Source organism: Vibrio rhizosphaerae (assembly GCF_024347095.1).
GTDB lineage: Bacteria > Pseudomonadota > Gammaproteobacteria > Enterobacterales > Vibrionaceae > Vibrio > Vibrio rhizosphaerae.
This window is the reverse complement of sequence record NZ_AP024903.1, coordinates 2,556,032-2,571,450: the sequence shown is the minus strand read 5'-3', so window position 1 is coordinate 2,571,450 and position 15,419 is coordinate 2,556,032. Positions and strand designations below refer to the sequence as shown.

The window sequence follows — 15,419 nt, the reverse complement described above, 5'->3', positions numbered from 1 at the left end:
TGCACCATCAGATTTGGTCGTACCTGTTTTGTGTTTGACTGACATTTAAAGGGAGATCCGTATCGGGTCTCCCTTTTGCGTATTGTTTCTCATCCGGTTCGAACCGATTCAGGTTTGCACAAGCGCAAGCCCAAGGTAAACTGGCTCATTCTCCTGTGATTTTCTGAAATACGGTCTTCATGCTCTATCACGATTTTTCTCAGTTTATGGCGGCTCACATTCAATCCCCGGACACTCGGTGTGTTCTGGCCTTGAGCGGTGGGGTTGATTCACGAGTGTTACTGCATCTTCTCGCTCGTTATGTCCGGGATAATCACTGTGATGCGATGGCCGTTCATGTTCATCATGGCCTGAGTGCGTCTGCTGACCTGTGGGTTGAGCGGTGCCGACAATGGTGTGCCGAAGCAACTTTGCCTTTTCAGGTTGAATATATTCAGTTTGATACACAAGGCAAGGGCTTGGAAGCCGCAGCCCGTCAGGCAAGATATCAGGCATTACAACAGTATGTCGGCGAAGGTGATCTGCTACTGACCGGACAACATCGTGATGACCAACTGGAAACGTTTCTGCTGGCGCTGAAACGCGGCAGCGGTCCGAAAGGACTCTCAGGAATGGCAGCATCGATGTCATTTCATCAGGGATGGTTAATTCGTCCATTATTGCATCGTTCCAGAGCGGAGATTGAGGCGTATGCCCATGCCCATCAATTAGGTTGGGTTGATGACGAAAGCAATCAGGATACCCGCTTTGACCGAAATTTTATTCGTCATGAGATCATGCCTGTACTGCTGGCACGCTGGCCCCACTTTCCGCAAGCGGTACAACGGAGTGCTGAATTATGCGCCAGTCAGGAAGCGTTACTGGATGAGCTACTGCAGGCGCGTTATCAGGCCGCACTGCAGCCGGATCAAAGTTTGTCGATCCGTTGCTTATTAGAGTGTAGTGACGCAGCCCGGGCACAGATATTAAGAATGTGGTTCCATCAGTTCGGACATCAGATGCCGAGCCGGGCTCAGCTTGACAATATCAGTCATCAGGTTTTACAGGCCAAAGCCGACGCGAATCCGCGATGTCGAATCGGTCATGCCGAAGTCCGTCGCTTTGGTGACGCGCTCCACTATGTTCCTGTTTATGTGGATATCAGTGACTGGCGGTGCCCGATAAATATTAATCATCCGGTTGAACTTCCTGATGGCTTGGGGACACTAACATTAACGGAGCGGGTTGTATTGACTGATCGCTCGACAGAGAAACAAGCGGTGTTTGGTTTGAATCAATGCTGCCTGTCGGTCCCGCTTCAGGTGATCTTTAACCCGGAAGGGCTGGTGGCTTCTCCTGTCGGACGTAAAGGGCATCACAAATTGAAAAAGTTGTTTCAAGAATATCGGATTCCGAGTTGGCAACGGCGGAGAATGCCGATTCTGATTAGCGGACAACAGGTGATAGCCGTGGCAGGTTTGTTTGTTGACGAGCACTTTTCTGGTTCAGACTATGAGCTGATTTGGGGCACGACTATATAGATATCATGACCTGGATGTCGGCGTGAGAACCACGTATTATGGCTAGGATCAAGCTGTTTGAAGGGATGACGCCATGCTTCGGTGGTGCTCGGTGAAGATAGAGCCGGACGAATCGACTCTCAGGTGTTGGTCGTGAATCATCCTGACAATATGGTATTCATCTATTGATTTCATATTGGCGTGATGATTGCTTATCAATTGAAGGATTGTTGAATGTTTTCTTCTGGTAATCGATAATGCCAGCAACCCATAAAGTTTAAAGGATGAACATGAAAAAAATAGAAGCTATTATTAAACCGTTTAAACTCGATGATGTTCGGGAAGCGCTTGCCGATGTCGGAATTACCGGGATGACGGTGTCAGAGGTTAAAGGATTTGGTCGTCAGAAAGGTCACACTGAGTTATATCGCGGCGCTGAATATATGGTGGATTTTTTGCCGAAAGTGAAACTGGAAATTGTTGTATCCAGTGATGTCGTTGATAAGTGTGTTGATGCCATTATTGAAACGGCACAAACAGGAAAAATTGGCGATGGCAAAATATTTATTACCGATGTTGAGCGAGTGATTCGGATTCGCACCGGTGAAGAAGACGAAGACGCTATCTAATTCTTCATGTAACAGAAGGAGCCGGTGGCTCCTTCTTTGTCATCAACCATTGATGTATTCCTGCCATTTTATTCTTTGATTACTTTCCGGAAAACACACCATGAAAAAAAGATTGGGGATTATCCTTGTTGTTTTGTTATTCCTCTCTGGATTTGGCGCGACGCTGGTTTTTCAAGTCCCGGATTCACCCCAGTTGATGAGATTGGTACCCTCAGCGTCATCCGTACCGTCACTGGGTGAGCAATGTTATCAAAATGGTCATTCCCCTACAGCGATTGATGCCCAAGGCGTTTTGAATGTTTTGGTGTGGAATATCTATAAAGAAAACCGCGCTGACTGGGAGCCGGCCTTGACCGAGTATAGTCAGCACAAGCAGTTGCTCCTGCTTCAGGAATCAAGTTTTAGTCCGCCATTTTCCCAATGGCTGGTGCAACAGAACCTGTCAGCGTTACAAGTCCATGCTTTCTCGGTTTTCAATACATCTGCCGGTGTGATGAATATTGCCGGTTCGCTTCCCGTCTCCGCGTGTGCTTATACCGCTGATGAGCCGTTGATTCGTCTGCCGAAATCGGCTTTGGTTGCTTATTATCCGTTAAGCCAGTCTGAGACGCAGACACTGGCCGTGGTGAATGTTCATGCGATTAATTTCTCTCTTGGTATCGAAGCATTTCAGAAACAACTGCAACAGTTGACGAGCACGTTAACGTCTCATCAGGGACCGATCTTGTTTGCCGGTGATTTTAATAGCTGGAGTGATGCGAGGATTCAGTTGGTTCATCAGATGATGGCATCGCTATCGATGCAGGAAGTGCACTTCACTCATGACCAGCGTAAACAGTTTCTTTCTCATCCGCTGGATCATGTCTTTTACCGAGGATTACGTCTGAATCAGGCCAGTGTTGTTCAAACCACTGCCTCAGATCATAATCCGATTCAGGTCTCTTTCTCTTTATTGAAGTAGTCTGTTTTTCTTGATCAGATGGCTTACTCAACGAAAAGCGCTTTACCGGATAACGTTTGTTGCGGTAAAGCGCTTGGCCAGGTCAATCAGATCTTAAACACTGACTTTGGTAACATCCACATATAATTTCAACTGCTGACCCGGCTGGAGATATTGCTCTTCCATCAGGCTATTCCACTTGATGATATCGGAGGTTCTGATTCTGAATTTATTAGCAATACCGCTGAGCGTATCGCCACTGCGCACCTTGTAAAATAAGGTTCGGATGATCGCACCATCACTGGCTTTTTTCCAGATAACCAGTGATTTGCCGACCTTGAGCGGATCTTTCGGGCTCATTCCATTCCACTTTGCCAAAGAGCGATGAGAGACATGGTAGTGCTTGGCAATCGTCCATAAACTCTCTCCTGAACGAACCCGGTGAGTCATCTTATATTGTCCTCTGACTCTGGACTGAATCTTCGCTAGGCGGTTACTCATACTGAGCGCATAAGCTTTTTCATCTTTGACTGAAGTCGGGATCATCAGATACTGCCCGGCCCGAATCAGCATGCCATCGAGATGATTGACCGTTTGGATGACTTTGGTCGTGGTATTGTATTTTTGAGCAATGGTACTTAACGCATCACCGGACTGAACCTGATAGCGGATCAGTTTCATCCCGCGTCCGTCATCGGCCTTAATTGACTGCTCAAACGTACTGACTTTATCGACAGGAATCAGCAACCGATACGGTCCATTCGGTGATGTTGCCCATTGGTTGAATGCTGGATTATAGCTCTGAAGCTCTTTGACACTAATACCGGCATACTTTGCGGCAACGGCCAGATCGAGTTGTTTTTGGGGATCGACGCGAGCCAATACCGGTTGGTTCGTAATCGGCGGAAGTTCAATGCCATATTGCTGATGATGAGCAATCACATCGACCAGAGCCAGCAGTTTGGGGACATAACTACTGGTCTCTTTGGGTAAATCTAATGAGAAAAAGTCGGTGGGCAGTCCTTTTCTTTTATTTTTCCGAATGGCTGATGAGACCCGGCCACTGCCACTATTGTAGGCGGCTATCGCATGGTACCAATTACCATCAAATTTCTTGTTCAGATAGGCAAGATACTCTAATGCCGCATCGGTTGCTGCATCAACATCTCTGCGCCCGTCATACCAAAAATTTTGTTTTAGACCGTATATTTTCCCGGTTGAAGGTACAAACTGCCATAAGCCGGCAGCCCGGCCATAAGAGTAGGCAAAGGCATCGAAAGAGCTTTCAACAACAGGGAGTAGGGCGAGTTCCAGCGGGAGGTGACGTTGTTCAATCTTTTCGGCGATCAGATAGAGAAAAGGTGTGGCTCTTTGGGCGACTGTGGCTAAATGTCTGGGGTGTTTGAGATACCAAGCCCGATAACGGTTGACCGATGCTTTATCCGGCACCGGCAGACGAAATTGCATAATAATCCGTTGCCACAGGTCGGCTTGCTCCTGTGGGGTGAGGATTTTCTTTTGTTTTTCAACCGCCGTCTGGAACGTTGCAGACGGCTCTGCGGCTGCGTTTTCCGAATGCTCCTGAGACTGTGTCTGCATCGGTTCGGGAGCATTCGCCTGTTCAAACGGTTGGGTGGTTTGACATCCGGTGACTAACAACATTAGCACCCAACTGATATGTATTCTCATAAATTAATTACAGCCTTTTTTACACAGCCCGTGATGATACTTGTCTCAGGATAATGATGACAAGAGAGGAAGTGTTAAAATTCATTTTTCCATTCACGTAATACCGTAAAAACAGAAAGGGGATCAAGGTCTGAGGTCTTATCTGAGACGGATTTAATCATTTCAGCCTGATCCGGACGTAAAAAAGGATTAATCTGTTTCTCCAGTCCGATGGTCGTCGGTACTGTGGGTTGATTATGGGCGCGCAGGCGATTGACGGTATCGCGATAAGCCTGTAGCGCTGTGTTTGATGGCTCGACGGCTAACGCAAAAGCAATATTACTGGCTGTATATTCATGGGCGCAGTAAACCTTAGTTTCTTCCGGTAAGGCTCTTAATTTCTGTAAGGACTGCCACATATCTGCCGCTGTTCCTTCAAATAGGCGGCCGCATCCGGCAGAAAATAAAGTGTCCCCACAGAAAACTTCGGATTCACCCAGATAGCCTATATGTCCCAGAGTGTGACCTTTTAAATCGAGAATATGGAAAATATGGTCAAACACTTCAATTTGGTCACCACCGGAGACAGCATGAGTGATACCCGGTATGGCTTCATCCGCCGGACCGACAACATGAATATGGGGAAAGTGGCGAACCAGTTCACTGATGCCACCAGTATGATCGGGATGATGATGGGTGATAAGGATGGCATCTAAAGTCAGATGATTGGATGTCAGGTAGTCGATGACTACGCCTGCATCGCCGGGATCGACAACGACGCAGTGTTGATCCCGATTTTGGATGAGCCAGATGTAATTATCGCGAAATGCAGGTATGCTTTTGATGTTTAACATGAGTTATCTCCATTCACCTTCTTTTATTGAGCTTATTATGTAGCGGGGCAGTCATGGAACCGGCACGCAGTGAAAAAAAAATCGATAAGCCGCACTCTTGGAACCAGCTGAAAAATGGTCAATGGGTCAGTGAGTCGATACAAACCCGGTTAGATGAGTGGTGGCCGAAATTATTTGGTTATCATATGCTGAAATTGGGTGGCTTAAGTTGTGAGCTTGCCAGTAGTCTTTCAAATATTCAACATCAAGTCCATTTAGATATAGAAAACCCATTGCATACACTGATTGCAGATGGATATGACTTACCTTTTCTGGAAAAAAGTATTGATGTGGTCATTTTGGCGCATCAGCTCGACTATTGTAACGATCCGCACCGAATGCTCAGAGAAGTGGATCGGGTAATGGTTGATGATGGGTATTTGATTGTGACCGGATTTAATCCGATGAGCCTGACCGGATGCGCAAGTATTTTACCGTGGCGCAAGAAATATTTGCCGTGGAGTGGGCGGATGTTCACACCCAGCCGTATCAGTGATTGGCTGGGTGTGTTGAACTATCAGGTGATTGAGTGTGAACGGTATGCGTTATTTCCGATCCAGAATTATCGTCCGCTCTGGACCTGGCTGGAAAATAACATCAGTGATTGCTGGCGGACGTTCGGCAGTCTGTACTTTATCGTTGCCCGGAAAAGAACCTATCCGCTTAAGCCGATTAAGCCGCACTGGCGTTTAAAACGGACACTGAGTCCGGTTCGGATCAACTATCGGATCCATTCTGAGTAATCGGCTAGGGTTGATAGCCTTCATCATCAGCGGTAGGGGATTCCGCCGCGGTGCGAGCCAGCTCATCGCAAATTTCATTTTCCCTGTGGCCGGCATGGCCTTTGACCCAGTGCCATTCAACTTGATGGCGCTGGGTTTCTTTATCCAGTGCTTGCCATAAATCTGCGTTTTTAACCGGCTTTTTATCGGCGGTTTTCCAGCCTTTTTTCTTCCAGTTATGAATCCATTGCGTGATGCCCTGTCGGACGTACTGGCTGTCCGTTGTGAGAATCACGTGACAGGACTCTTTCAGGCTTTTGAGTGCGACTACGGCTGCCATCATTTCCATGCGGTTGTTTGTGGTTAACCGAAAGCCTTGCGAAAGATTTTTTTCAGTGCTTTTATAACGCAGAACAATGCCATACCCACCTGGTCCCGGATTGCCGAGACAAGAACCATCTGTGAAAATTTCCACCTGTTTCGCCATGATTTGATACTATAAGCCACAGTGATTGAATCAACATAGTCTGACACAGTTATCCCAATGAATACTAGCAACAATTCTGAAATACATCGTATTGTGGTTCTGGATACGGAAACCACGGGTATGAACTTAGATGGTGGCCCGCACTATGAGGGGCATCGGATCATCGAAATCGGTGCGGTTGAAATTATCAACCGCAAACTGACCGGCAGACATTTTCATGTCTATCTCAAGCCGGATCGTCAAATCCAGTCAGAAGCGATTGAAGTTCACGGGATTACCGATGAATTTCTTGTCGACAAACCGATGTACAAAGATGTCCATGCATCTTTTCTTGAATTTATCCGCGGGGCCGAGTTGGTCGCTCACAATGCACCGTTTGACGTCGGCTTTATGGATTATGAGTTTGCGAAGCTGGATGCCAGCATTGGCAAAACGGAACAGTATTGCAAGGTGACCGATACACTGGCAATGGCCAAGCGGATTTTCCCCGGAAAGCGGAACAATCTTGACGTGTTATGTGAACGGTATGGCATCGATAATTCACACCGGACGTTGCACGGGGCCTTGCTTGATGCGGAGATTCTGGCTGACGTTTATTTGTTGATGACCGGCGGGCAAACCTCGCTACAGTTCTCTGCAGGGCAAAGTAACAGTGATGGTGGTGAAGCGATTCGCAGAGTGGCGACTGGCCGAAAATCACTAAAGGTTTTAAGTGCAACTGCCGATGAAATACAAGCACATCAAGATCGTTTAGATTTAGTTGAAAAAAATGGCAGCTGTCTTTGGCGTCAGTAGGAGAGTGAGTATATATGTTGCGGGTGTTAACGATCTTTATCGGGCTATGGGTATCGCTGGGAAGTTATGCTGCAACAAATTCTCCGGTGTCTTTGTTGGATAACCGCGTTCGTGTGGATCCGACCATCAGTCAGATTACGTTCGTCATTTACCGTGAGAAACCCTCGAAACCCGTGGTATTGGTTCGTCCGGATGGCACGAAATACTATTCATGGCGGCATCCGGATAATGTCCGTTGGTATCAGGAACCATCAATGGATATTATTTCAATTGATAAGCCGATGCCCGGCCCTTGGCAAGCGGTGGGCAAGGTAACTCCCAAAAATAATATCAGGCTGATTTCAAATCTGGCGTTGACCACCGATCAACTCCCGCTGCGATTATATCAGGGCGAAGAAATTAAGTTTACCGCCAGACTGACTTCCGATGATAAGCCGTTAACCATTCGCGATTTTCTGGAACGCGTCAAACTGAAAGTGACCTTTACTAAATATATTGAGAATGAAGCACAACTGGTCAAAGAAGCGCGCCCGACCCCGGATGTGATCGGCGAGTTTGCCGATGATGGTCGGGGACTCGATGAAAAACCCGGTGATGGCGTGTTTACCGTAAAATTGAAAATTTTCTCTGAACCGGGCCGATACCGGGCTCGCATTACCTCGGGAAATGGCGTCTTTTTACGTGCGCAGGAGCAGGAAGTACTGGTTTATCCCTCACCGATTACCACCTCTTTTATACAATCTCGTGTTGATGGGCAATCTCATCAAGTCGTGTTTACCGGGTTAGAGGGCACGATCGAACCGGGCTCGGTGATAGCACATGTCGATCACTGGGATCGATATGACAACCACTTTACTGCTGAAGGGCAAGCCGATCGTGAATCGCTGACGGTTAAACTGACCATTCCGAACGATGGTGAAGTGGGGAACTTTAAATGGAATGGTCGAGTTTATGCGACTGAGGTCAACTCTCAGCGGCCACTTATTTTTCCGATTTCTGAACATACGTATAGTGTTGTGGAAGATGTGAATATCGAGCAGACACGCCTGATGCAGGAGAGAGCTCTCGCAGAGAAAGTGAAGCAGGAACAGCAGGAAGCGATATTGCAACAGCGAGAATCAGCAAGAAAGTGGAAGCTGATTTATATCGTGCTCGGAAATATAGGTGCTTTGATTCTTGGACTGGTCATCTGGACGATTGTCCGCAAGAGGAAGGCGCAAAAGATGCCACTCCAGCTTGATATGCCGAAAAAGTAATCGTGATGTGTTGAATTCTGTCAACGTAAAAAATGCCAGTCAGTATCCTGACTGGCATTTTTACTTATCGGCATGACTGACACTGCTTTTTCTTGTATGCCTGACTTTAGGATTCCTGTACCGGACTGGCCGTTTTACGATTGCTGCGCTTTGCTTTTCCTGGTTTTGGCTGGTCAGGCGATCCGGCAGCTAATGCATCCGGTGCAAAATCATCAACATTAATCACATACAATCGTTCCTGTTCAGCTTTGACGAGTAAATCAGATTCGTCGCTTGAAATCAGCTGTTCATCCAGCGCGGTTTTTGCCAGCTGATCCAAATTGGTAAATGGATAATGTTTATTTTTCAGCTGACAGATTTTATCAAAAATCGGTTCAGCCTGAATGATGGTATCCAGAGCCTGATGAATCCGGCCCGCTGGGTTATGTTCGCTGGCATACCAGTACTGATAGCGACCCAGACGGTTTCTTGGTGCTGTGTTGGATTGCAGAAGTTTGGCAACCTGATGATCCAGCTGATCGCTGGGACCATGACAGACGCGACCAAAAGGCATGAGGATGCGTTTGAGCAGGAAGCCCAGTGTCGGGGATGGATAGTTATCCAGTAATTCAGACAATGCCACTTCCATCTGCTTCAGACTATCTTCCAGCGCCCAACGAACCAAGCTTAAATCTTCAGTGTGACGACCATCATCGTCATAACGTTTTAATGTTGCTGAAGACAAATACAATTGACTCAGTAAATCTCCCAGACGGGCGGATACACGTTCTTTACGTTTCAGGCTACCGCCGAGTGTCAGCATCGTCAGGTCAGCCATGAATGCCAGATTGGCACTGTAACGGTTCAGTCGCTGGTAGTAACGTTTGGTTTCATCCTGATGTGGTGCGGCAGATCCGAGTCCATTGGTGAGACCGAGCCAGAAGCTACGGACAGCATTACTGATGGTATAAGCAATGTGTGCGCTGAGTGTCTGATCGAACTTCGTCATCGCATCTTCATCTTGAGAATGGGCCAGTTCCATCTCTTTGAGCACATAAGGGTGACAGCGGATCGCACCTTGGCCAAAGATAATCATGGAGCGGGTCAGAATGTTGGCCCCTTCAACCGTAATTGCGATAGGCGCGCCCTGATAGTTTTTCGCCAGAAAGTTTGATGGACCAAGACAAATCCCTTTACCGCCGGTTATATCCATTGCATCTTTCAGACATTGTTGTCCGCGGTGAGTACAGTGATATTTGACGATGGCCGAAATGACCGATGGTTTTTCACCGCGCATAATACCGGTCACGGTGAGCTGACAAGCAGCATCCATCAGATAGGCGTTCCCTCCTAAACGTGCTAAAGGCTCCTCTATTCCTTCCATTTTACCGATCGGTTGCTTAAATTGACGGCGGATTCTGGCGTAGGCTCCGGTTGCGACCGCTGCCGTTTTGGTGACACCGGTTGAGTTCGATGGCAGGGTGATGCCACGACCCACCGACAGACATTCAACCAGCATGCGCCATCCGTTGCCAGCCATACTTGGCCCGCCAATGATGAAATCAAGCGGGACAAACACGTCTTTGCCCTGCGTCGGGCCGTTTTGGAATGGAATATTCAGCGGGAAGTGACGCCGGCCAATTTCCACCCCGGCCATATCGGTTGGGATCAGCGCACAGGTGATGCCGATATTTTCTTCTTCACCAAGCAAATGGTCGGGATCTTGTAATTTAAAGGCTAACCCAAGGACGGTCGCTACCGGGGCCAGTGTGATATAGCGTTTATTCCAGGTCAGACGCATTCCGACGACTTCTTTGCCTTCCCATGTGCCTTTACAAACCACACCGAAATCAGGAATCGAACCGGCATCCGAGCCGGCTTCAGGACTGGTTAAGGCAAAACAGGGAATTTCCTGACCGGTTGCCAGCCGGGGCAGATAATAATCTTTTTGCTTTTCGGTGCCGTAATGTTGCAATAACTCTCCGGGCCCCAGAGAGTTTGGAACACCGACGGTGATGGCGAGAATCCCGGATACACCGGCAAGCTTTTGTAGTACCAGCGATTGTGCATAGGCTGAAAATTCCAGACCGCCGTACTGTTTTTTTATAATCATGGCAAAGAATTTTTGTTCTTTGAGATATTCCCAGACTTCAGGTGGTAAATCAGCCAGTTCATGGGAGACCTGATAATCGTTGACCATCTCACAGACCTGATTGACCGGCCCGTCTAAAAATGCGCGCTCTTCTTCTGTCAGGTGGGGGGCCTGATAACGATGCAGTTGTTGCCAGTCGGGTTTGCCTCGGAATAGTTCGGCTTCCCACCAAACTGTCCCTGCATCCAACGCCTCTTTTTCGGTCTGAGACATCGTTGGGAGCAGGCGTTTAAAAAGACTGAAAATTTGGGAGGTCAGGAGGCTTTGTCGAATCGATGGCACAATGACACAGGCAATCACCAGTGCATAAATTACCCAGAATATGAAACCGACATGGCCAAGCAGCGTTAACACAATGAGTGACGCTGTAAGCATTCCTGTTCCCAATGCCATTGAGAGACGATGATAGGCGCAGATTCCCCATACCGCGAGTAATACGACGATCGAGAGCAAAATACTCATATTTCTTTTCCTTAATCGGGAGATATCAGATGCTTTTATCGTAGAACTATCGAAGAGGTCTTACCAGTTGTAATGTTGCAAAAGTGTTAAGGAGATCGAATTGTGAGTCACTTTCTGATGATTTGGTGAGATGATGCGCTGGATCTGAAGGAAGAAACAGCATTCTTGCAGGGCAAGGCTCGACAGAATGAATTGTTGGGGTAAACTCATGATTATCACCGGAACATTTCACCCATATATCCTGAATGAGCCGGAAACATGTATCGCTCTTATCGTAAGAGTGCCATTTCAGCATACATCAAAGAGAATTGAGTTATGTACCACGATTTAATTAAGAACGAGCTGAACGAAGCTGCCGACGTATTAAACAAATTTTTAAGTGATGAGCAAAATATTGCTCAGATTGAGGCGGCTGCCAAGCTGATTGCAGATTCTTTTAAACAGGGTGGAAAGGTGCTTTCTTGTGGGAATGGCGGCTCCCATTGTGATGCGATGCATTTTGCTGAAGAGCTGACCGGACGCTATCGTGATAACCGGCCGGGCTATCCGGGGATTGCCATTTCAGACCCGAGTCATCTGTCATGTGTCAGTAATGATTTTGGTTATGAATTTGTATTCTCTCGTTATGTTGAGGCTGTTGGTGCCAAAGGCGATGTATTGTTCGGGCTTTCGACTTCCGGTAATTCAGGCAACATCCTGAAGGCCATTGAGGCGGCACAGGCGAAAGGCATGAAAGCCATCGCGTTAACCGGTAAAGACGGCGGCAAAATGGCAGGTGTTGCGGATGTTGAAATTCGTGTTCCTCATTTCGGCTATGCTGACCGAATTCAGGAAATTCATATTAAAATTATTCATATCCTGATCATGTTGATCGAGAAAGAAATGGCTTAAAGCATCCATTCAACAGGGAGAATACTGGTTATGTGTGAATTGCTCGGCATGAGCGCTAATGTTCCGACCGATATCTGTTTTAGTTTTACTGGCTGGATTCAACGCAGTGGTAAGACAGGCCCGCATCGGGACGGCTGGGGGATTACGTTCTATGAAGGGAAGGGGTTTCGCACATTCAAGGATCCGAAGCCGGGTTATCAGTCTACGATTGCAGAGTTAGTCCGGAAATATCCAATCAAGAGTCGTGCAGTGATTAGCCATATTCGTCAGGCCAATCGCGGAGGGGTCAGTTTAGAGAATACCCATCCGTTTACACGCGAACTCTGGGGGCGTTTCTGGACATTTGCTCATAATGGACAACTGAGTGGCTATGAAGATCTCGATACGGCCAATCATCGGCCGGTGGGAGAAACCGACAGTGAAAAGGCATTTTGTTGGCTGTTAAAGCGCTTGGATGATCAATATCCGACGCCACCCGATGATGCGATAGAAGTTTGTCGCTTTATTGCTACGCAGTGTGATCAACTCCGACAGATGGGGGTGTTTAATATGCTTCTGACCAATGGTGAGCATGTGATGACCTACTGCACGAACCATCTGTACTCAATTACACGCCGCTCACCTTTTGGGCAGGCGACGCTGATTGATGAAGAAGTCGAAGTGAATTTTCAGGAAGAAACGACACCCAATGATGTGGTGACGGTAATTGCGACTCAGCCACTGACAGTGGACGAGCAGTGGCACCGAATGAAGCCCGGAGAATACAATATTTTTCATCATGGTGAGTTGATTGACAGTAATCAGAGTCAATTAGCCGATGTGCCGTTTGCGGAAGATAAACCCGGCTCTCAGGCACCGACGGAACCACTGGAATAACAGAACAGCAGAGGCTTGCGGATTGCAAGCCTCTGGCATTATTTCAACAGTCCTTTCTGTGCAAATGTCACTTTTGTGGCGTCATTGAGATCCAGCGTTGGGAGTTCATCAATACTGGCCCACTTAAATTCTTGGAACTCATCATTGATTGCAATCTGGCGGTTGGCACTTTCACAGTCGAAGATCAGATAAATCATATAGATCTCTTCCTGAGAGCCGTCGGGATAAGTCTTGATTCGAGTATCGTCTCTGAATGTCCAAGGCGAAATTCGGGTGAGTTCTAAATCAGGCCCTAACTCTTCGCTGATTTCACGTCTTAATGCTGCTTCCATTGTTTCACCCGGTTCCATGCCGCCGCCGGGAAGCGCCCATTGACCGGGAAATACACCACGATCATTCGCCATTTTACAAAGTAAGTAATCCCCGTTATTGGTAATTAAGGGGCAAACAATGGTTCGCTGTCGCATAAAGGCTCCTGTTTATTCTGAATTTTATTGATAACGAGTTTGGTTATATCTTCAATGGTCATCTGTTGATTATATTCAACGACCCGAGCTTGCAAATGTGTTGGTAAGTTATCAATCAACGATTGATATTCTTCTCCCCAGCCATGAATCCACCGTTGTTTAATGGCTTCATCAGGAAACTCTCGGGGACGAATGCCTTTTAACTCGTCATTGAATAAATTTTTTAATGAAAATTCGGGTGGAAAATTCATATAAACAATCACATCAGGATTGGGAATGATATCCATGAGTTCATGCCATAAAGACATATAAGCCTGATGTTGTTCTCTGGATATATATCCTTGCTTATACATAAAATTTGCAAATATATAATCCTCAATATGAGAGCGTTCCATAATAACATTAACGCCTTTATCCAGCCAAGATTTAACCAGCAGTACTCGCTGAATCATAAAATTAAGCTGTAATGGAAAGCCATACGTTGTTGTTTTATCAAAGAGGTTTTGTAATAACGGATGATGAAGTGACTTTTCATCAATTGCGATTGTTTGGGGGGTGATCTCATAAATATAGGTTGAGATTGCGCGAAGTAGTGTACTTTTACCGACACCAGAGTTACCGGATAGAACGATGTACAATGGGGCTGAATCTGGTGCATCCGGTCGTTCACCGACCGTCCAAGGTGGTGTATAAAGATGATGTTTATTCATGAGACAAACGCCATTTCATCAAGCCAGAATCGATTATTTTCACATTTCTGCATAATTTCAGGTTGACCGAAAATATGGTGAATAATCTGCTCAGGTGAATCTTTCTCCATATTACACAGATAAGTATAATTTTCTCCGTCAGGAATAATGACATCAAAATTGGGTTCCATCACAATATTGGCTTTGTCCCTTTCTTCAAATGTAGCCCAGCTTAAGGGTAGATCCGGGAATTCATTTTTTGTTCGCTTCATGGTGTTGATGAATTGATCGGTATCGATTTCCAGTTTATCTCTTTTTTCCTTACCTACACCGAGTGGACAAAACTGATAAAAGCGCCAAGACTGGATTTTATAGGGGAAACAATTGACCCAACGAACAATATCGGAAATTTGATGGGCATTGGCTTGAGATACAACGGTGGTAAGTTTGATATTGATAGTGTTATTTGTCTGAGATAACCAAGTGAGAATATCTTTGATCACGCGATGCTGATTACCCATTTTCTCACTTCTGATGTCACTGTTGGTTTGTTTTTCTATGCCATCAATCGGGATGCCAACCCAGTCCAACACACCGTTTAACCGTTCGTGATCCATAATAAAGCGGTGACCAACGGTTGATAGGTAAGTCATAAAGCCAAGTTTTTTGGCATGTTCAATTAAGGTGAGAAAATCTTTTCGTGTCGTGGGTTCACCTCCGGTAAAACCGACTCGGCGAAATCCGACTTGGTACATTTTGTCTAATATGCTTAATGCTCTCTCGGTTGATTGATCTTCAATACCCGGGTTTCTGAAGCACAAATCACAGTCGAGATTACAGTAGGACGTAATTCGGAAATCTAACAATAAAGTATTGATATCTAACATATTTAGCAATCCATTCTATGAGGGTTAAATAACCATAGTCTTTATATTGTTATTATGCAAGTGGGTGCTTTTGAGCTGTGGAATATATGAGCGGAGTGATACGGCTGTGAACATGACTGCGAACGGG

Annotated in this window: 15 protein-coding genes; 8 read left to right on the top strand and 7 right to left on the bottom strand. The window is 46.5% G+C overall.

Going from position 1 to position 15,419, the window contains the following annotated elements:
- Window positions 1–179: 179 nt before the first annotated feature.
- The 3 genes from tilS (at window position 180) to OCV37_RS11185 (ending at window position 3,089) form a co-directional block, all read left to right on the top strand.
- On the top strand, window positions 180–1,520 hold the full coding sequence (tilS, locus tag OCV37_RS11195; protein ID WP_038183492.1) for a tRNA lysidine(34) synthetase TilS: 1,341 nt from the start codon (window positions 180–182) through the stop codon (window positions 1,518–1,520).
- Window positions 1,521–1,789: 269 nt separating this feature from the next.
- Window positions 1,790–2,128, top strand: a complete 339-nt coding sequence (gene glnB, locus OCV37_RS11190) for a nitrogen regulatory protein P-II (RefSeq protein ID WP_038183495.1) — start codon at window positions 1,790–1,792, stop codon at window positions 2,126–2,128.
- 100 nt (window positions 2,129–2,228) lie between these two features.
- Window positions 2,229–3,089, top strand: a complete 861-nt coding sequence (locus OCV37_RS11185; protein ID WP_038183499.1) for an endonuclease/exonuclease/phosphatase family protein — start codon at window positions 2,229–2,231, stop codon at window positions 3,087–3,089.
- Between the two features lie 93 nt (window positions 3,090–3,182).
- Here the strand turns inward: OCV37_RS11185 and OCV37_RS11180 are convergent, their stop codons facing one another.
- Window positions 3,183–4,757 (bottom strand): lytic transglycosylase, encoded by a 1,575-nt coding sequence (locus OCV37_RS11180; protein ID WP_038183502.1) that lies wholly within the window; start codon window positions 4,755–4,757, stop codon window positions 3,183–3,185.
- A gap of 74 nt (window positions 4,758–4,831) precedes the next feature.
- Window positions 4,832–5,590 carry a hydroxyacylglutathione hydrolase gene (gene gloB / locus OCV37_RS11175; protein ID WP_038183505.1) on the bottom strand — a complete coding sequence of 253 codons (759 nt, stop codon included), beginning with the start codon at window positions 5,588–5,590 and terminating at the stop codon, window positions 4,832–4,834.
- A 53-nt stretch (window positions 5,591–5,643) separates the two neighbouring features.
- On the opposite strand from gloB, the gene OCV37_RS11170 reads away from it, so the two are divergent.
- Window positions 5,644–6,372, top strand: coding sequence for a class I SAM-dependent methyltransferase (locus OCV37_RS11170; protein ID WP_038183508.1), 729 nt, complete (start codon window positions 5,644–5,646; stop codon window positions 6,370–6,372).
- 4 nt (window positions 6,373–6,376) lie between these two features.
- Here OCV37_RS11170 and rnhA read toward each other — a convergent pair whose 3' ends face one another.
- Window positions 6,377–6,838, bottom strand: coding sequence for a ribonuclease HI (gene rnhA / locus OCV37_RS11165; RefSeq protein WP_038183511.1), 462 nt, complete (start codon window positions 6,836–6,838; stop codon window positions 6,377–6,379).
- A 57-nt stretch (window positions 6,839–6,895) separates the two neighbouring features.
- On the opposite strand from rnhA, the gene dnaQ reads away from it, so the two are divergent.
- Both dnaQ and OCV37_RS11155 read left to right on the top strand, forming a co-directional pair.
- Complete coding sequence (gene dnaQ, locus OCV37_RS11160; protein ID WP_038183515.1) at window positions 6,896–7,633, top strand: DNA polymerase III subunit epsilon; 738 nt, start codon at window positions 6,896–6,898, stop codon at window positions 7,631–7,633.
- A gap of 14 nt (window positions 7,634–7,647) precedes the next feature.
- The gene (locus tag OCV37_RS11155; protein WP_038183520.1) at window positions 7,648–8,889 is read left to right on the top strand and encodes a TIGR03503 family protein; all 1,242 of its coding nucleotides are present in this window, start codon (window positions 7,648–7,650) and stop codon (window positions 8,887–8,889) included.
- A gap of 106 nt (window positions 8,890–8,995) precedes the next feature.
- On the opposite strand, the gene fadE is transcribed toward OCV37_RS11155, so the two are convergent.
- Entirely contained in the window at window positions 8,996–11,482 is a 2,487-nt protein-coding gene (gene fadE, locus OCV37_RS11150; RefSeq protein ID WP_051680703.1) for an acyl-CoA dehydrogenase FadE, read from the bottom strand.
- 315 nt (window positions 11,483–11,797) lie between these two features.
- On the opposite strand from fadE, the gene lpcA reads away from it, so the two are divergent.
- Both lpcA and OCV37_RS11140 read left to right on the top strand, forming a co-directional pair.
- Entirely contained in the window at window positions 11,798–12,373 is a 576-nt protein-coding gene (gene lpcA, locus OCV37_RS11145) for a D-sedoheptulose 7-phosphate isomerase (RefSeq protein WP_038183521.1), read from the top strand.
- 30 nt (window positions 12,374–12,403) lie between these two features.
- The gene (locus tag OCV37_RS11140) at window positions 12,404–13,249 is read left to right on the top strand and encodes a class II glutamine amidotransferase (protein ID WP_038183524.1); all 846 of its coding nucleotides are present in this window, start codon (window positions 12,404–12,406) and stop codon (window positions 13,247–13,249) included.
- Between the two features lie 38 nt (window positions 13,250–13,287).
- On the opposite strand, the gene nudI is transcribed toward OCV37_RS11140, so the two are convergent.
- The 3 genes from nudI to OCV37_RS11125 are packed head-to-tail and all read right to left on the bottom strand — an operon-like array spanning window position 13,288 to window position 15,292.
- Window positions 13,288–13,716, bottom strand: a complete 429-nt coding sequence (gene nudI / locus OCV37_RS11135) for a nucleoside triphosphatase NudI (RefSeq protein WP_038183528.1) — start codon at window positions 13,714–13,716, stop codon at window positions 13,288–13,290.
- Window positions 13,686–14,426, bottom strand: a complete 741-nt coding sequence (locus OCV37_RS11130) for a deoxynucleoside kinase (protein ID WP_051680705.1) — start codon at window positions 14,424–14,426, stop codon at window positions 13,686–13,688. The genes nudI and OCV37_RS11130 overlap by 31 nt, the downstream gene beginning before the upstream one ends.
- On the bottom strand, window positions 14,423–15,292 hold the full coding sequence (locus OCV37_RS11125; protein WP_038183531.1) for a radical SAM protein: 870 nt from the start codon (window positions 15,290–15,292) through the stop codon (window positions 14,423–14,425). Before OCV37_RS11125 ends, OCV37_RS11130 begins: the two co-directional genes overlap by 4 nt.
- Window positions 15,293–15,419: the final 127 nt, after the last annotated feature.